Origin of the sequence: Streptomyces nodosus (genome assembly GCF_008704995.1) — a bacterium.
Lineage (GTDB): Bacteria > Actinomycetota > Actinomycetes > Streptomycetales > Streptomycetaceae > Streptomyces > Streptomyces nodosus.
In genome coordinates this window covers 3,469,343-3,485,000 of record NZ_CP023747.1, presented here as the reverse complement: position 1 = coordinate 3,485,000, position 15,658 = coordinate 3,469,343, and the positions used below count along the sequence as shown (strand labels likewise).

The 15,658-nt window shown below is 70.8% G+C and carries 18 protein-coding genes; 6 read left to right on the top strand and 12 right to left on the bottom strand.

Features of this window, described 5'->3' with window-relative positions:
- Nucleotides 1-91: 91 nt before the first annotated feature.
- Nucleotides 92-1,570, top strand: coding sequence for an MFS transporter (locus tag CP978_RS15680; protein ID WP_043441384.1), 1,479 nt, complete (start codon nt 92-94; stop codon nt 1,568-1,570).
- A gap of 137 nt (nt 1,571-1,707) precedes the next feature.
- Here the strand turns inward: CP978_RS15680 and CP978_RS15675 are convergent, their stop codons facing one another.
- Nucleotides 1,708-2,598, bottom strand: coding sequence for a helix-turn-helix transcriptional regulator (locus CP978_RS15675; RefSeq protein WP_043441382.1), 891 nt, complete (start codon nt 2,596-2,598; stop codon nt 1,708-1,710).
- Between the two features lie 142 nt (nt 2,599-2,740).
- On the opposite strand from CP978_RS15675, the gene CP978_RS15670 reads away from it, so the two are divergent.
- On the top strand, nt 2,741-3,583 hold the full coding sequence (locus CP978_RS15670) for an SDR family oxidoreductase (RefSeq protein WP_043441378.1): 843 nt from the start codon (nt 2,741-2,743) through the stop codon (nt 3,581-3,583).
- 35 nt (nt 3,584-3,618) lie between these two features.
- Entirely contained in the window at nt 3,619-4,047 is a 429-nt protein-coding gene (locus CP978_RS15665) for a (R)-mandelonitrile lyase (RefSeq protein WP_043441376.1), read from the top strand.
- A gap of 11 nt (nt 4,048-4,058) precedes the next feature.
- Here CP978_RS15665 and CP978_RS15660 read toward each other — a convergent pair whose 3' ends face one another.
- From CP978_RS15660 to CP978_RS15640, 5 genes are all read right to left on the bottom strand, one after another.
- Nucleotides 4,059-4,592 carry a PH domain-containing protein gene (locus CP978_RS15660; protein ID WP_043441373.1) on the bottom strand — a complete coding sequence of 178 codons (534 nt, stop codon included), beginning with the start codon at nt 4,590-4,592 and terminating at the stop codon, nt 4,059-4,061.
- Between the two features lie 96 nt (nt 4,593-4,688).
- Nucleotides 4,689-5,378 (bottom strand): Uma2 family endonuclease, encoded by a 690-nt coding sequence (locus CP978_RS15655; RefSeq protein WP_227745380.1) that lies wholly within the window; start codon nt 5,376-5,378, stop codon nt 4,689-4,691.
- Between the two features lie 83 nt (nt 5,379-5,461).
- Complete coding sequence (locus CP978_RS15650) at nt 5,462-6,337, bottom strand: hypothetical protein (RefSeq protein ID WP_174498640.1); 876 nt, start codon at nt 6,335-6,337, stop codon at nt 5,462-5,464.
- A 207-nt stretch (nt 6,338-6,544) separates the two neighbouring features.
- On the bottom strand, nt 6,545-6,823 hold the full coding sequence (locus tag CP978_RS15645) for a DUF397 domain-containing protein (RefSeq protein ID WP_043441368.1): 279 nt from the start codon (nt 6,821-6,823) through the stop codon (nt 6,545-6,547).
- Entirely contained in the window at nt 6,807-7,646 is an 840-nt protein-coding gene (locus CP978_RS15640; protein WP_043441367.1) for a helix-turn-helix domain-containing protein, read from the bottom strand. The genes CP978_RS15645 and CP978_RS15640 overlap by 17 nt, the downstream gene beginning before the upstream one ends.
- A gap of 119 nt (nt 7,647-7,765) precedes the next feature.
- Between CP978_RS15640 and CP978_RS15635 the strand changes: the two genes are divergently transcribed.
- Nucleotides 7,766-8,011: a hypothetical protein gene (locus CP978_RS15635; protein ID WP_043441366.1), complete on the top strand. Its 246-nt coding sequence runs from the start codon at nt 7,766-7,768 to the stop codon at nt 8,009-8,011.
- Nucleotides 8,012-8,044: 33 nt separating this feature from the next.
- Here the strand turns inward: CP978_RS15635 and murQ are convergent, their stop codons facing one another.
- Together murQ and CP978_RS15625 are read right to left on the bottom strand one after the other, a co-directional pair.
- The gene (gene murQ / locus CP978_RS15630) at nt 8,045-8,989 is read right to left on the bottom strand and encodes an N-acetylmuramic acid 6-phosphate etherase (protein ID WP_043441365.1); all 945 of its coding nucleotides are present in this window, start codon (nt 8,987-8,989) and stop codon (nt 8,045-8,047) included.
- 55 nt (nt 8,990-9,044) lie between these two features.
- The gene (locus CP978_RS15625; RefSeq protein ID WP_063839057.1) at nt 9,045-10,004 is read right to left on the bottom strand and encodes a MurR/RpiR family transcriptional regulator; all 960 of its coding nucleotides are present in this window, start codon (nt 10,002-10,004) and stop codon (nt 9,045-9,047) included.
- A gap of 56 nt (nt 10,005-10,060) precedes the next feature.
- On the opposite strand from CP978_RS15625, the gene CP978_RS15620 reads away from it, so the two are divergent.
- Complete coding sequence (locus CP978_RS15620) at nt 10,061-10,444, top strand: hypothetical protein (RefSeq protein ID WP_043441363.1); 384 nt, start codon at nt 10,061-10,063, stop codon at nt 10,442-10,444.
- Nucleotides 10,445-10,472: 28 nt separating this feature from the next.
- On the opposite strand, the gene CP978_RS15615 is transcribed toward CP978_RS15620, so the two are convergent.
- From CP978_RS15615 to CP978_RS15600, 4 genes are all read right to left on the bottom strand, one after another.
- The gene (locus tag CP978_RS15615; protein ID WP_043441362.1) at nt 10,473-11,540 is read right to left on the bottom strand and encodes a GNAT family N-acetyltransferase; all 1,068 of its coding nucleotides are present in this window, start codon (nt 11,538-11,540) and stop codon (nt 10,473-10,475) included.
- Between the two features lie 417 nt (nt 11,541-11,957).
- Nucleotides 11,958-12,446 (bottom strand): hypothetical protein, encoded by a 489-nt coding sequence (locus CP978_RS15610; RefSeq protein WP_242647114.1) that lies wholly within the window; start codon nt 12,444-12,446, stop codon nt 11,958-11,960.
- 103 nt (nt 12,447-12,549) lie between these two features.
- Nucleotides 12,550-12,858: a hypothetical protein gene (locus tag CP978_RS15605; RefSeq protein ID WP_150478231.1), complete on the bottom strand. Its 309-nt coding sequence runs from the start codon at nt 12,856-12,858 to the stop codon at nt 12,550-12,552.
- A 484-nt stretch (nt 12,859-13,342) separates the two neighbouring features.
- The gene (locus CP978_RS15600; RefSeq protein ID WP_174498724.1) at nt 13,343-14,554 is read right to left on the bottom strand and encodes a Cmx/CmrA family chloramphenicol efflux MFS transporter; all 1,212 of its coding nucleotides are present in this window, start codon (nt 14,552-14,554) and stop codon (nt 13,343-13,345) included.
- Between the two features lie 184 nt (nt 14,555-14,738).
- Here CP978_RS15600 and CP978_RS15595 point away from each other — a divergent pair, with 184 nt between their 5' ends.
- Entirely contained in the window at nt 14,739-15,428 is a 690-nt protein-coding gene (locus tag CP978_RS15595; protein WP_043441355.1) for a copper homeostasis protein CutC, read from the top strand.
- Nucleotides 15,429-15,658 lie beyond the last annotated feature (230 nt).

Here is a 15,658-nt window from a genome sequence, read left to right as displayed (position 1 = left end):
GTCGCCGTGAATTCACTTGCTTAAGTCAATCAATCGGAATAACGTTGCCTGAGTCAAGCACACCTGCCACGCCCCACGGAGGCCCCCTGTCATGTCCGACGCACTAGCCCGGCCCGTCGGAGCCGAAGAGACCGCGCCGAGAGCGAACGTCCTGGTCGTGGTCCTGGCCTTCGGCGGGATCGTCGTCTCGCTGATGCAGACGCTGGTCATCCCGATCGTCCCGAAGCTGCCGACCTATCTGCACGCCTCGTCGTCGGACACCGCCTGGGCCGTCACCGCGACCCTGCTCGCCGCCGCCGTGGCCACCCCGGTGATGGGCCGCCTCGGTGATATGTACGGCAAGCGCCGGATGCTGCTGGTGGGCCTGTTCATGCTGGTCGCCGGCTCGGTCACGGTGGCCCTGAGCGACACCCTCACCCCGGTGATCGTGGGACGCGCCCTCCAGGGCATGGCCTCCGGTGTCATCCCGCTCGGCATCAGCATCATGCGGGACGAACTGCCCGCCGAACGGCTGGGTTCGGCGACCGCGATGATGAGCGCCTCGCTCGGTGTCGGCGGCGCCCTGGGTCTGCCCGCCGCAGCGGTGATCGCCGACAACTTCAACTGGCACATGCTGTTCTGGACCTCGGCCGCGCTCGGCGTCGTCGCCGCCGTCCTGGTGCTGATGCTGGTGCCGGAGTCGTCGGTGCGCAGCGGTGGCCGGTTCGATCTGCTCGGCGCCCTCGGCATGGCCGCGGGTCTGGTCTGTCTGCTGCTGGCGATCTCCAAGGGCGGGGACTGGGGCTGGGGCAGCGGTACGACGCTCGGTCTGTTCGCCGCCGCCGTGCTGATCCTGCTGCTGTGGGGCTTCTTCGAACTGCGTATCGAGGAGCCGCTGGTGGACCTGCGCAGCACCGCCCGCCGTCAGGTGCTGGTCACCAACCTCGCCTCGGTGGCGCTCGGCTTCGGCATGTTCGCGATGTCCCTGGTGATCCCGCAGATCCTCCAGATGCCCGCGGCCACCGGCTACGGACTGGGCAAGTCGCTGCTGACGGCCGGTCTGGTCATGGCGCCCTCCGGCCTGGTGATGATGGCGACGGCGCCGGTCTCCGCCGCGGTCTCACGCGCCAAGGGCCCCAAGGTGACCCTGATGATCGGTGCGCTGATCGTGGCCGCCGGCTATGGCATCAACATCGCCCTGATGGACCAGGTCTGGCACTTCGTACTGGTCTCCTGTGTCATCGGCGCCGGTATCGGCTTCACCTACGGCGCGATGCCCGCCCTCATCATGGGTGCCGTGCCCGCCTCCGAGACCGGGGCCGCCAACAGCCTCAACACCCTGATGCGTTCGATCGGTACGTCGACCGCGAGCGCGGTGGCCGGTGTGATCCTCGCCCGTATGACCACCGACCTCGGTCCCCTCTCGCTGCCCTCGGAGGCCGGCTTCAAGACGGTCCTGGCCATCGGAGCCGGCGCCGCGCTCCTCGCCTTCGCCGTGGCGTCCTTCATCCCCCGCCGCGGCCCGGCCGCCGACCACCCCACCCCCACCACGGAAGCCGACACCCGCGAAGCCGCCGACGCCAAGGCGTAGGCCTCCGGCCCCAGCGTCGGTCGAAAATCTCCCGGCCGGCCACCGCCCCCCCAGGGCGGTGGCCGGCCGTCTCGCTATGCGGAGCATGAAAAGCGGGGCGGCGGCGCCCTTGGCAGGCGCGTAGGCGCTCGGTGGGATCAGTGGTCCTGTTGCATCGTCGGGTGGCTGGTCGGGGCCGTGGCCTCGGTGGCTGCCCAAGCGGACAGGAGCTGGAGTTTGTCGTGGTCGGGGGTGTGGGGTGGGGCGCTGTAGGCGGTGAGGGTCAGGCCGGGCTGGGAGGGGAGCTCCAGGGCGTCGAAGTCGAGGGTGATCTCGCCGATGGCCGGGTGGTGGAAGGCCTTGCGGCCGCTGTGGTGGAGGCGCACATTGTGCTTGGCCCAGGCGGTGCGGAACACATCGCTGCGGGTGACCAGTTCACCGATCAGCCCGGTCAGCTCGCTGTCCCCGGGAGCGCGGCCGGCCTCGGTGCGCAGCAGGGAGACGGTGGCGTTCACCGACTCCTCCCAGCTGGGGAAGAAGTCCCGTCCGGCGGGGTCCAGGAACTGGAACCGGGCGAGGTTGACCGGCCGGCGTGCGCCGCTCGTGTAGAGCGGGCCGTACAGCGCGCGTCCGAGCTGGTTGGTGGCCAGGACGTCCAGACGGCCGTTGCGGATGAAGGCCGGGCAGTCGGTCATCGAGTTCAGTACCCGCACCACGCTGTCGGGCAGGGGCCCGCGCGGGCGCCTGGCGCGGCGGGCCGGGCGCTTGGCGGCGGCGCGGGCCAGATCATGGAGATGGGCCCGCTCGGCGTCGTCGAGTTGTAGGGCGTTGGCGACGGAGTCGAGGACCTCCTCGGACGCGCCGCCCAGATGGCCGCGCTCCAGACGCACGTAGTAGTCGATGCTGACACCGGCCAGCAGGGCGACCTCCTCGCGGCGCAGGCCGGGCACGCGCCGATTGCCGCCGAAGGCGGGCAGCCCCGCCCGCTGCGGGGTGATCTTGGCGCGACGGGAGGCCAGGAACTCGCGGATGTCGCTCTCGGTGCTCACCTTTCCCAGGCTAAGGGGGCCTCTCCGCGCCTGGGGGGTTCTGCCGGTACCTGTAATACCAGGCCCTTCTCCCACCCTGTGACCTGCGGTTTCCTCGAATTCGGCACACCGCACCGTCTGCACCGAGGAGCTGTACTTCCGCATGAGCAAGGTCTTCTTCATCACCGGCGCCGGTCGAGGCCTGGGCGCGGACATCGCCCGGCAGGCCCTGGCCGCAGGCCACCGGGTCGTGGCCACGGGCCGTCGCCCCGAGCGTGTCCTTCACGCCCTCGGCGGCGCACAGGACGGGCTGCTGGCCACCGCGCTGGACATCACCGATCCCGAAGCCGCCGAGAACGCCGTGCGGGCGGCCGTCGACCGCTTCGGACAGATCGATGTGCTGATCAACAACGCGGCCAATTTCTACGCCGGATTCTTCGAGGAGCTGTCCGAGCGGCAGGTCCGCGCGCAGATCGAGACGAACCTGTTCGGACCCATGAACGTCACCCGCGCGGTGCTGCCCGTGATGCGCACCCGGCGCGCCGGGCACATCATCACCATCTCCTCCCTCGCCGGTGTCGTAGGGGTCGACTTCTGCGTCGCCTACGCCGCCGCCAAGTTCGGTGTCGAGGGCTTCATGGAGAGCCTGCACCACGATGTGGAGCCGTTCGGGATCCGCACCACGATCGTGGAGCCCGGCTTCTTCCGTACCGAACTGCTGGTCGACGCCTCCACCACATTCGCGGACGGCTCGATCGACGACTATGCCGAACGCACCGCCGCCACGCAGAAGCACTGGAGGGCGATGAACGGCCGGCAGGGCGGCGACCCTGCCAGGCTGGCCGACGCCCTGCTGAAGGTCGTCGGCCTCGATCAGCCGCCGCTGCGGTTCGTCGCCGGTGACGACTGCCTCCAGGCGGTCGAGGCCAAGGCCCGGGAGTTGCTCGCCCAGGTGGAAGCCTCACGCGAGCTGGGTTCCGGCCTCGCCCACACCGACGCCGCCTGACCGCCCCGCCCCTCGCAGCACCAGGAGACCGAGCCATGGAACACACCACCAGCACCCCGACCGCGAAGGCTCCCACCGAGCGCTTCACCGGCGACGTCTACGTCAACCTGATCGAAACCCCCACCGAGCCGGCCCGCCTGGCCGTCGGTCTGGTCCGCTTCACACCGGGGGCCCGGACCAACTGGCATTCCCACGCCAACGGCCAGATCCTCCACATCACCGACGGGGTCGGCCTCGTCGGCACCCGCGACGGCCAGGTGGTGCGCGTCGGTGCCGGTGAGACCGTCAGGTGCCCCTCCGGTGAGGAGCACTGGCACGGCGCCACCGACACCCGTCTCATGGCGCATCTCGCCATCGTGGTCGGGGACGGCGACGGTGACGGCACCACCTGGCTGGAGCCGGTCACCGACGCGCAGTACGCCGCTGCCGGGCGCGACGCCACGCAGGTCAGGGACCTGACGTAGCGCCGGGGCCGTCAGCCGACGGGGGGCGGGACCGCGCCGCCCGACTGGAGGCTGCGCTGCTCGTTCTCCACCGCCTCGTAGATCAGGCCCTGGAGGCCCTCCGGGTTCGCCACATGCTTCAGTTCGAGCATTCCGTGCTCCGAGGCCGACTGCACGGTCAGCGTCCCCTCGTGCAGGATGCGCTCCCACAGAGTGGCCTTGAACTCCACGTCGTTGACCCGGGTCAGCGGGATGCTGTGCCCCGTCTTCGTCAGGAAGCCCCTGCGCACGGAGACCCGCTTCGTCGTGACGACGTACACGATGCTGCGCCATATCAGCAGCGGCCGCAGCCAGTACCAGACGGAGACGGCCACCGCGACGGCCAGCACCACATAGCGGGCCACGGTGGCCCAGTCCTTACCGGACGGAATCACCCACAGCAGCGCGCCCGCCACGATCCAGACGAGCACCAGGACGACGAACTCGCCCACCATCTGGGTCCAGTGCTGGCGCGTCGCGTGTATCAGTTGCTCGTCATCGGCCAGATGACGGTCCACGTTCACCATGGGCCGCATCCTGGCACATCAGCCCGCGCATGAGTATGGTCACCGCCGCCCGAGGGGGCGCGTTGTGCGCTTCGGACGGGTGCCGGGCTGTTTGGATCAGTCGGCGTAATCCTTCAGCTCCTCGGTGTTCAGCGTGAAGCTTACGGGGGCGGGTAGTTCCACCGGGGATCCCCAGGGGGAAGAGGCGGACTGCTGATAGCTGCCTCCCTTCGGGTCGCTGAACACGACGACCGTCTGGTTGTCCCGGTCGATGAGCAGGTAGATCGGGATGTCGGCCGTTGCGTAGCCGACAGGCTTGTCCACCCGGTCCCGCTGGTCCGTGTCGCGGTCGTGCGAGGTGATCTCGACGGCCAGCAGGATGCCTTCGGACCCTGACCACTCGCCGTGCCCCTTGAAGTGGCCCCGGGGCGCCAGCGCCCCGTCCGCGCGGGCGCGGCCCTTCCGGTACGCCTCGGCCCTGACGCCCGACTCCGGGTAGAGCCGGAGATCAGGGCGATGCTTCATGCACTGTTCCGCCAGCCAGACGAAAATTTCCCGGTGATTGCCGTCCGGCATCGCCTTGACCTCTACTTTTCCCTTGATGTACTCCAGCCGGACGGTCTCGGGGGCCGCTGCGGCGAGCTCCTCGAACTCGTCGACGTCGAGCGGCCCGTGCCGGATGCACAGCCTTCCGCCCAGGAACTCAAGCCGGTTGCGGAGCTCCCTCGGAGCCCTGCGGACGAGTTCTTCGAAGTCCTCGACGGACATCTGCGGGCGTTCGGAGCGGTCAGGGCGGTCAGGGGTCATGGCGTCGCCTCCTTGCCCCCATCGTGCCCCGGGGTGGTGCGGACGGCTCGTAGGTGCTGTCATGCGGTTCTCCGTTCGTGTCCTCAACGGGGTTTCGGCGCCATGGCGGCTCTGATACCCGCGGCGTGGGTGCGGACCGCGGAGGTGGGCAGGGGCGCGGGACCGGGAGTGGGGCCGCCGGGGCCGCCTCGGCAGGCGTCGCAGCTGCCTTCCGGCAGCGCCTCCGGGCGGCCCGGGAGGCCGCACTCCGCGCACTCCAGGAGGCGCAGGGGCCGACGCGGTGGCTCGGGTACGGGCTCGGGCGGAAGCTTGTCGGTCAGGCGCCTGCGGACCAGGGCGGCCGGGTGATGCACCCGGGTGGGCAGTCCGGAGGTCAGGGCGCGGAGCACGGCCTCGTCCGTGGCGCCCCGCGCGAACCACTCCGTCAGCAGCGGGGCGAGCCGTGCGCAGTCGGACTGGGACAGCGACAGGACGGGGGCCGTACGGCCGAGGGCGGCGAGGAGGACATGGGCGCGGGAGCGGGTAGGCGGGCGGTGTGCGTCGGGTGGTGGTTCCTGCGGTACGTCGCCCCGGACGAAGGCCGCCCACCAGGCGTCGTCCCGTGCGGTACGGGAGAACCACGATCGGGTGACCCAGCGGGTGCCGCCGTCCTTTGTCGTCACGCGCTCCCGGCCCCGGCGCAGATGGCCCGCCCGCTGGATGCGATTGAGCGCGGTACGCAGGGCGCACTGGCCGTAGGGGAGCGTCCTGGCCAGCGTCTTCACCGAGATGTCGGAGCCCTCGGGGAGGCGGTCGACATAGCCCGCGACGGCCGCCTCGCGGGGCGGGAGGTGGTCGAAGTCGTGGTTGGTGCGGGGGAGTTGGCCGGGGGTGGCGCGTTTTCCATAACCCGGATTGGCCATGGGGTGCGTGGACGCGTGCGCGAGCGCCGGGGCGAGGCTAGGCTGGGCAACAGCCATGGGATCGACCGCTTTTCGATCTCGTAGGTCAAGCCCCCGCAGGTGTTGGTAGCACCGGGCGGGGGCTGTTCGTTATGCGGGCACGCTAGAGCCTCGTCACTGCGTGTCGCAAGTCGAATGCGCCAAGTCAACTCTAAGGGTGGGAGGGTGGGTTCAGACCCGCTGACCATTCCTTGAAAAGAGGGCTCGGGGCTCGGTGCCCGAAGCTCAAGGGGCCGTGTCGGCGGCGTTCTTCACGTCCGAGAGGAAGGCCGACCAGACCTCCGCCCGGAACACGAGCTTCGGGCCGTGGGGGTTCTTGGAATCGCGGACGGGGACGAGGGCGGGGTGGCCGTCGGCCACCTCCAGGCAGTTGTCACCGCTACCGCCGCTGTACGTCGACTTGCGCCAGCGGGCTACTTCCAGGCAGTTGCCGCCGCTCCCGCCGCTGTAGCTGGACTTGTGCCAAGTCGCCGCGTCGAGGTCGTACTCAGGCATGCTCCTCATGGGAGTAATCCTGCGCCAACGCCTCGATGAGGGCCAGGGAGTTCTCCGGGGAGAGGGCGCAGGCCGTGAGGAGTTCATAGGTGAACTTCTGGTGTCTGACCACGGCCGGATCATCCTCCAGGCGCCCGGTGCCCACCCCTTCGAAGTAGACGAGAGGAGGCGCGTCCTCGAAGTCCATCAATTTGATGGCGCCTTCCATCGCCGCGTGCGCCCCCGCGTCAAACGGAAGTACCTGCACGACGGCCCGGTTCCGGCGGACCAGGCCCGCGATATGGCGCAGCACCTCCGCCATCACTTCCGGTCCTCCAACCTTCCGACGCAGCGCCGCCTCGTCAAACACCGTCCACAACAACGGATCTGTTGGGTCGTCCAGGAGATGGGTCCGCTCCATGCGTGCCGCCACCAACTCGTCGATCTGCTTCTGTGGTGCTGTGGGCTGATAGGCGCGGAAGACGGCCCGCGCATAGGCGGAGGTCTGGAGCAGTCCAGGAATCAGAAGGGACACGTACTCCCGGATGGCCGTGGCCCGCGCCTCCGCCTCCGCTGCCTCCGCGAAGTGTTCCGGGTAGCGGGAGCGGGCCGCCGCCGTGCAGTTGCGGGCGAAGAAGTCCTCCGTGCCCAGGGCCTCGTCCAGCATCCGGGCGAAATCGGGCTGCATCCGTCGGGTCCCGGCCTCCAGCTGGCCGATGAAGGACCCGCTCACAAAGAGCCGTTGGCCCAGCTCCTCCTGGCTCAGGCCGGACTTCTCGCGGGCGTGGCGCAGCTCGGCGCCCAGCAGGGCCCGGGGGGACGAGGAGGGGTCGAGGTCCTTGGGTCCTGGCATGGGTGGCTCCTGTCGCACGTCACACACTCGGCCTTGTTGGGACGTCGTATCTGGCCAGGTTAGGCACCGGGTATGCACGCTGTGTGGTGAATCGGAAACTCAGCGTGGAGGGAGCGAAGGTGCGGTCCACCGAAGAGGTCGTCCAGGCGTTGCAGGCTGCTCTGGAGAGGGTCGGAGTGGTGTTGCCGTCCCTGCGGGTCGATCCGGTCACCGGTGCGAGCGATGAGCCGTTCGCGCTGGTGGACCTGGGGCGCTGCAATGTGCGGACGGCGCAGCGGCTGACGGATGTGCTGTGTGCGATGCCGGTGGGGGAGGAGCTGAGGGCGCGGGTGCGGCAGTTGAACCGGGAGCGGCGGATGCCGTGATCCGCGCGTCGGGGGCTGCCGGCGACCGCCCGGTCAGCCGGTCGGGTGCGCCGTGTCGTCCAGGGCGGCTCGCAGATGCCCGCCGTTCTCCGCGAGGAGCCGGGCCGCCGTCGGTCCGTCCACTCCGGCGAGGATCGTCAGGATCGCGTCCTTGACCTCGCCCCCGGTGGCCGTGAGGGCCCGTTCGATCTCCTCGTCCGTCGCGCCGGTGGCCAGGGCCACGATGCGGCGGGAGCGGGCGCGCAGCTTGTCGTTGGAGGCGCGGACGTCGACCATCAGATTTCCGTAGGTCTTGCCCAGCCGGATCATGGTGATGGTCGACAGCATGTTCAGGACCAGCTTCTGCGCGGTGCCCGCCTTCAGACGGGTCGAGCCGGTCAGCAGTTCGGGGCCGACCACGATCTCGATGCCGTGGTCGGCGGCGGCCGCGAGGGGGCTGCCCGCGTTGCAGGACAGGCCGACCGTGAGCGCGCCGAGCGCCCGGGCGTGCCGCACCGCGCCGACCGCGTACGGGGTGCGGCCCGAGGCCGAGACGCCGACCACCGTGTCACGGTCCGTCAGCCCCAGCGCGTCCAGGTCCGCCGCCGCCAGCTCCCCGGAGTCCTCGGCGCCCTCCACCGAGGTCACCATGGCCTCGGGGCCGCCCGCGATCAGGCCCACCACCCGGGAGGGGTCGGTGTTGAAGGTGGGCGGGCACTCGGAGGCGTCCAGCACACCGAGCCGCCCGGCGGTGCCCGCGCCCGCGTAGACGAGCCGGCCGCCCCGGGCCATCCGGGGGGCGATGGCGTCGATCGCGGCGGCGATCTCCGGGAGCCGGGCGGCCACGGCGGTCGGGACGGTCGCGTCCTCGCCGTTCATGAGCGTCGCGATCTCCAGCGTCTCCAGCCGGTCGATCCCGGCCAGTTCGGGCCGGAACGCCTCGGTGGTCAGCGTCTCCAGCTCGGCGCGGAGGTCACGGGGGTGGGAGGAGGAGGCCATGGGGTTGCTCTTTCCGGTGTGGCGCCGGTCGGTAGGGAGGTGGGGTGGGGGTGGGTCAGCGCTTGGTCCCGCCGCGGGGGCGGTGACGGTGCGCCAGGGCCTCGTAGGAGGCGGACAGGGCGGGCGCGGCGGTCTCATAGGTCCGCTGGGCGACGCCGATGAACAGGCAGTCCACGACGAGGAGCTGGCTGGTGCGGGAGGACATCGCGGCGGGCCGCAGCTCGCTCTCGCGCGCGGTGGACGTGGTCAGTACATGGTCGGAGTACTGGGTCACGGCGCCGTCCGGGCGGCCGGTGATCGCCACGGTGGTCGCACCGTGTTCGAAGGCGACCCGCAGCGGTTCGATGACATCGCCGGTGGATCCCGAGTGCGTGATCGCGATCGCCACGTCCTTGGCGCGCAGCTGCACGGCGTTGGTGACGGCGAGATGCGGGTCGCTGTGCGCATGGGCGACCAGACCTATCCGCAGCAGCTTCTGGACCAGGTCCTGAGCGACCAGCCCGGAGGCCCCGACGCCGTACACATCGATCCGGCGGGCGGCGGCGAGCGCGGTGACGGCGGCGGCGAGCTGCACGGTGTCGAGTCCGGCCGCGGTGTCGGCCAGGGTCTGCTGCTCGTCGTACGCCAGCTTCGCGACGACGTCGGCGATCGGGTCGTCGACCGCGATGTCGGCGGTGACGGAGGGGGCGCGCCCGGACTGCTGCTGGGCGGCGAGGCCCGCGAGGGCGAGGCGCAGGTCCCGGTAGCCGGGGTAACCGAGCAGGCGGGCCGTCCGGACGACCGTGGCCTCGCTGGTCCCGGTCAGCTCGGCGAGCCCGGTGACGGTGAGCGCGGCGCAGCCCGCCGGGTCGGCGGCGACGGCCTCCGCGACGCGCTGCATGGACCGGGTCATGGAGGGCCCGAGGGTCCGCACCTTGGCGGCGAGCGCGGCGGGGGCGGGCGGGCTCGTCGGCGCCGTCGGCGACTTCCGTGCCGCCGACGCGCCCGCGAAACTTTCCTTCACGTCCTGGGCCATGCAGTGAAAAATATTTCCGGTTCGGAGGTGCGGTCAAGAGTGCGCACAATGGGTCCATGGATCCCGTCAGCCCGCTGGAACAGGCCTTGCACGCTGCCCGCGCCCTTGTGCTGGCCGATCTGATCGCGGGCGAGGTCGCCGATGCGGACGTGGTCTCGCTCGTCGAGGAGTCCGTGGTGCAGCGCCGCTGGTGGGTCGAGCAGTGGCCGGAGGGCGTGGAGTATGTGGCGGGGCTGATCGCGCAGGACGTCCAGGACGCCCTGCTGGAGCGGTACGGGCGCTGGCCGCTGTGCCCCGTCTGCCGCTCGGGCGACCCGCACGCCCTCGACATCGAGCCGGAACTCGGGCCCGACCCGCACTGGGTGTGCCTCGAGGCCGGGGTGAAGGTCGCGGCGGTGGGCTCGCTGGGGCGGGCGACGGGCGGGATGCCCTCCTCGTGACGACGGGGCGTGACGACGGGGCGCGGGCTCAGCCGTTCAGCGCGTACGCGAAGGTCTCCTCGTCCTCACCCACCCGGGTGAATCCGGCCCGTGAGACCACGGCCTGCGAGGGGAGGTTCGCCCGCTCGACGATCGCCGTGAGGGTGCGGACGTCGCCCCGGGCCAGCGCCCAGCCGCTGAGCGCCCGCAGCGCCTCGGTCGCATAGCCGTGACCGCGGGCGCGCACCGCCAGGTCGTAGCCGACCTCCGCCTTGCCCTCCTCGTCCGGGGCGCCGTGGAAGCCCATGCCGCCGACCGCGCGGCCGTCCTCGGAGCGTACGAGCACGAACATGCCCCACTCCGGCCGGTGCGTCCCGGACCGGTACGCCTTCACCAGCGCCCCGGCGGCGTCCCTGGTGCTCTCGAAGGGGCCGCCGTCGACCCACTCGAAGCCGCCGGTGCCGCCGACGGCGAGGTCGGTGGCGGCCGCCGGGGTGACACCCTCCAGGGTCAGCCGCTCGGCGGGGATCACCGCGTTGTTGGTCCAGTGCCAGCCGGCCACCGGTGCGCGTCCGGGAAGCTCGCCGCGGCCGGTGGCCCACAGCAGGGTGCGCCAGTGGTCGGGGCCGGGCCGCACATGCGGGAAGATCCGGGTCAGCACGCCCTCGCACAGCTCGGCGGGCGGCTCATAGGGGAGGCCGAGCCCCTCCGCGATGTCATGGGTGTGCAGCAGCACCTCGGTGATGCCCATCGCGGCGAACCCCTCCCGGTTGGCGCTGCGGAAGGGGAAGGGGTGGAAGGCGCGCGCCTCGCGGGGCGCGGTGGCGACGGCGGCGGCCAGCAGCGCCCCCGTCAGCTCGATGCTCCGCACGGCCTCCCGGTTGTCGGCCTCCTCGTCCAGGGTGATCTCGAGGGGCAGATACGCGTCCTGGGCCCGCCCGGCCAACTGCCCCGCGTAGACGACGAGATCGCTCGCGATGTGCCCGGCGGTGCGGCGGCAGCTCCACTCCAGCCGGCCCGCCCGCACCGACTCCCAGTCCTGGTCCAGCGCCGTCCGCAGTACGGCCGCACAGCTCGCGACGGCCTCCGTCACCTGTTCCCCGCCCATGGTTCGCATGCCGGTGAGGATAGGGGCTCAAGTTCCGATCCTGCCCCTCGCAACCGTCCCTCAGCGAGTGCTCTCCTGGAACCGCGCAGCGAACGGGCTGTCGCATGCAAGGGGGAGGTTTGCATGAGGAAGCAGACCAGGGCACGCAAGGCGTTGCTCGGCCTGGTCGCGCCGGCCGGCGCGACGGGGCTGCCCGCCGATGAGTTCGGCGGGGCCTCGTCGTGTGTCTGCGTTGTCGTCGCTACCGCCGCGGTGCCTCGACCAGTGCATGACCGACAAGCAGGCACCGTGATGCCCGCTCTCGGAGCTGGAGCGGGCAGTACCCGCGGCGCGCGGCACGGCGGCTGAAGCGAGGGCGTACGGCAACCGTCGCCCACAAGTGGACTTGTCGGGCGACGGTTCCAGTCTCCATGGGGAGGCCAGCGCCTACGGCTTCACAGGATCACCGTTCCCCAGCTCCAGCCACCACACGTCGTTGTCCCGGACAAGGTCCAGCACCTGTCTCTGTCCGTCGCCGAAGCGAAGTTCGACGGCGGCCAGACCCGGTACGACGGGGTCCGATACGGCTGCTTCGACCGGCTCGCCGGCGTGTGCGGCGTACTTGGAGATCAGGCCTTGCGCGGCCCGCTCTCGGGCGGTGTACCACGGTGCGCCGATACGCGCCAGGTCCGCGGCGTTACCGGCCTGAAGGCGTTGGACGTACACCTTGACGAGCGGTTCGACCTCGTCGGCGACCTCCTTCGCCTCAGGGTAGGTGGACTCTACGGGGCGGAACGTCACGTTCACCGCGGGCGTAGCCCGCAGCGCGTAGGGGACGGAGGACTCCTGGAGCAGCCACCACGCGGCGGCAGCCGCTCCCAGAAGGGCCAGAGCCGTCACCATGACCCACAGACGCTTTTTGGGGAGTTCGGGCATCAGTACCAACCCGGCTTGATACGGACAATGTCCGCCCAGGTGCCCCGCTGGCTGTTGATGTAGACATCGAGGTGCTGGTCCAGACGGTTGTTGTTGTGCGCGCTCACGTAGGCCTTTCCGTTCTATCCCACTTGCCGTCCCGCTTGACCCGAATCGGCCCGGCGTACGCCTCGGTCTCCAGCTCACCGCTGGGCAGCGCGTACGTTGTCGAATCCGCCGTCCGCTCGGACAGCACCTCGATCTTCCGGTCCTGCAGGCGTGCCATCAGCATTGCCGACGCCTCGGTCTGCGCCTCCGCAGGCCCCGACGCCTTGATGAAGTCGGACTGCGCCGACTCGGATGACGTGGCCGCCGTGGCGTCGGCGAACGCTCGCCCAGTGTCCTGCGAAACCAACGCGACCTCGGCAGCCATGGCCATTACCAAGCCAAGGGCAGCCTGCCGCAGTCGACGCGACCGTCGAACGCGTCCTGAGCGTGATCCGCTAGGGATCACTGGTCTATGACGATGACGCATGGTCAAGTCCCCCCCAGGGTTGCTATCTGATCGACCAACAGGTCGAGCTGATCATGCGAGCCAGGGAGGCGAACAGGTCGAGATCACCTCGAGGAATAGTAAATGAAAGGTCAAGACTTAAAGGCTCGCCAAGCTATCGACGAGGCGCATCGCTGCGACATATTCAGATTGTCGTAATCGTGGCGACGGGTAACTCAAACGTGTGGTTACGTGACAGCGTCATCCCGGCTCCAGGATGCGATTCACTCGAAAGCTCGGGGAACTCCCGCCTCCACAACCGCCGCGGCAGGCTGCCCTGCGCAGGACCGAACCGGCCCCTGCGCGCGATCCACCTGGACGACTTCTACCGCCTGCTGCACGTCCGGCATCGCTTCGTTCTCTCTCAGACGTCGGTCCGTACCGAATTTTCCTGTGCTGCCGGAAGTACGGCGACCACCCGCGAGGTCTCTCCGCGCCGCTGGAGGCGCAGCGAGAGGGCCGCCGCGCCGGTGGCGGTCACGGTCAGCGCGGCGCCCGCCCAGGCGGTCGAGGTGAAGCCGAGGCCCGCGTCGATGACCGTGCCGCCGAGCCAGGGGCCGCCGGTGTTGCCGAGGTTGAAGGCCGCGGTGGTGGTGGCACCGGCCAGGGTGGGGGCGGCCCCGGCCACGTTGAACAGGCGGGCGTTGAGGGCGGGGGCGGTGTAGAAGGAGGTGATGCCGAGGAGGAAGGAGAGCAGCACGGCCGCGGTGGCGTAGTGCCCGAGGAGGGCGAGGACGACCAGCACGGTCGTGGAGGCGCCGGTGCCGGTCAGCAGGACCCCGAAGAGGTGTGCGTCGGCGACGCGTCCGCCGATCGTGGTGCCGATCAGCGCGCCGATGCCGAACAGGGCGAGCACGGTGGGCACCCAGCCGGAGTCGAGCCCGGCCACATCGGTGAGGAGCGGGGCGAGGTAACTGAAGGTGCAGAAGACACCGCCGGCGGCCAGCATCACCGTGGTGATGGCGAGCCACACCTGGGGGTCGCGGTAGATGAGGACCTCGCGCCCGAGCCGCGGCTTCTCCTCCGGGAGCGGGATGCGCGGGATCAGGGTGACCACACCGACGAGGGCGACGGCCGAGGAGGCGGCGACGGCCCAGAACGCGGAACGCCAGCCGAGGTGCTCCCCGAGGAAGGCGCCCGCGGGCACGCCGAGCACATTGGCGATCGACAGACCGCCGATCATCACCGCGAGGGCGCGGGCCCGGGAGCCCTCGGACACCATGGCGACGGCGACGGCCGCACCGACGGCCCAGAACCCGGCGCAGGCCAGCGCGCTGAGCACCCGGGACGCGAAGAGCACACCGTACGAGGGCGCCAGCGCGCCGGCCACCTGCCCGAGCCCGAACAACGCGATCAGCGAGACCAGCGTGGTACGCCGCGGCAGCCGCAGGGTCGCCACCGCCAGCAGCGGAGCCCCGACGACCATGCCGATCGCGAACGCCGAGATCAGCAGCCCGGCCCGGGGGATCGAGACCCCCATGTCCTCGGCGAGCGGCGGAAGCAGCCCGGAGAGCATGAACTCACTGGTACCGAGCGCGAAGACGGACAGCCCGAGGACGTAGACGGCCAGGGGCATACGGGAGGGCACGGCAGAAGCGGGCATGTCCATGGGCAACCGCCGGGCGGGGGAGCGCATTCCCCCGGGGCCGGCGTCGTGGTGGGCCCGGTGGGATTTCCGCTGCTGGTGGGCCGGGGAGTCGTACGCTTGGATTGGACTAGACCTATAGTCGCTCCAGGGGAACACCGACGGAAGGGGACCTATGAGCACGGGTGCAGTCCTGGAGGTGATCGCCCTCGGGGTCGAGGACGCGGTCGCCGCCCAGGCCGGAGGCGCGGACCGGCTCGAGCTGGTCACCGACATCGCCGCCGACGGGCTCACCCCGGCGGTGGAGACCTTCGCCGGGATCCGTGCCGCCGTGGGCATTCCGTTGCGGGTGATGCTCCGGCTGCGGGACGGGTTCGCGGCCGGTGACGTCGAGGCGCTGGTGCGGGTGGCGGGTGAGCTGCGCGGGGCCGGTGCCGAGGAGTTCGTCCTCGGGTTCCTGGGTGCGGACGGCGGGCCCGACCTCGGTGTGCTGGAGCGGCTGCTCGGGGAGCTGGGCGGCTGCCGCTGGACCTTCCACCGTGCGATCGACCACGCCGCCGACCGGGACGCCCTGCGCAAGCAGCTCGCCGAGCTGCCGGGTCTGGACGCCTATCTCACGGCCGGTTCGGCGGACGGCGTGGACGACGGACTGGACACCCTGCTCACCGAGGCCGCCCGGTCCGGCGACCCCGGCTACACCCAGCAGCTCCTCGTCGGCGGCGGCCTCCGCCTGGACCATGTCCCGCGGCTGCGCGCCGCCGGAATCGACGCCTTCCACATCGGCGGGGCGGCCCGGGCCGACGGCTGGAACACCCCGGTGTCGGCGGAGGCGGTACGGGAGTGGCGTACGGTCCTGGACCGGTGAGTCCGGGGTTTGCCGGTTGCCGGTGACGGTTCGGGCACGGTGTGCGGCACCGGTACCGGCACCGGCATCGGTACCGGTGATGCCCGGTCCTGCCCGCTCTGGGTGACGGGCCGAGGAGGGGCGTGCGGACCGGCGCCGGTGAGTTCCGGTCCTTCCGCTGCCGGTCCTTCGGCTTCCGGCTCTTCCGGTTCCCGCGCTTCCCGCGCCGGGCGTATCCGGCGCGGGCGGGG

Coding starts and splice junctions, on each gene's coding strand:
- CP978_RS15680 (WP_043441384.1), top strand. CDS start 92: ATGTCCGACGCACTAGCCCGGCCCGTCGGAGCCGAAGAGACCGCGCCG.
- CP978_RS15670 (WP_043441378.1), top strand. CDS start 2,741: ATGAGCAAGGTCTTCTTCATCACCGGCGCCGGTCGAGGCCTGGGCGCG.
- CP978_RS15665 (WP_043441376.1), top strand. CDS start 3,619: ATGGAACACACCACCAGCACCCCGACCGCGAAGGCTCCCACCGAGCGC.
- CP978_RS15660 (WP_043441373.1), bottom strand. CDS start 4,592: ATGGTGAACGTGGACCGTCATCTGGCCGATGACGAGCAACTGATACAC.
- CP978_RS15655 (WP_227745380.1), bottom strand. CDS start 5,378: ATGACCCCTGACCGCCCTGACCGCTCCGAACGCCCGCAGATGTCCGTC.
- CP978_RS15650 (WP_174498640.1), bottom strand. CDS start 6,337: ATGGCTGTTGCCCAGCCTAGCCTCGCCCCGGCGCTCGCGCACGCGTCC.
- CP978_RS15645 (WP_043441368.1), bottom strand. CDS start 6,823: ATGAGGAGCATGCCTGAGTACGACCTCGACGCGGCGACTTGGCACAAG.
- CP978_RS15640 (WP_043441367.1), bottom strand. CDS start 7,646: ATGCCAGGACCCAAGGACCTCGACCCCTCCTCGTCCCCCCGGGCCCTG.
- murQ (WP_043441365.1), bottom strand. CDS start 8,989: ATGGCCTCCTCCTCCCACCCCCGTGACCTCCGCGCCGAGCTGGAGACG.
- CP978_RS15625 (WP_063839057.1), bottom strand. CDS start 10,004: ATGGCCCAGGACGTGAAGGAAAGTTTCGCGGGCGCGTCGGCGGCACGG.
- CP978_RS15620 (WP_043441363.1), top strand. CDS start 10,061: ATGGATCCCGTCAGCCCGCTGGAACAGGCCTTGCACGCTGCCCGCGCC.
- CP978_RS15615 (WP_043441362.1), bottom strand. CDS start 11,540: ATGCGAACCATGGGCGGGGAACAGGTGACGGAGGCCGTCGCGAGCTGT.
- CP978_RS15610 (WP_242647114.1), bottom strand. CDS start 12,446: ATGCCCGAACTCCCCAAAAAGCGTCTGTGGGTCATGGTGACGGCTCTG.
- CP978_RS15605 (WP_150478231.1), bottom strand. CDS start 12,858: ATGGCTGCCGAGGTCGCGTTGGTTTCGCAGGACACTGGGCGAGCGTTC.
- CP978_RS15600 (WP_174498724.1), bottom strand. CDS start 14,554: ATGCCCCTGGCCGTCTACGTCCTCGGGCTGTCCGTCTTCGCGCTCGGT.
- CP978_RS15595 (WP_043441355.1), top strand. CDS start 14,739: ATGAGCACGGGTGCAGTCCTGGAGGTGATCGCCCTCGGGGTCGAGGAC.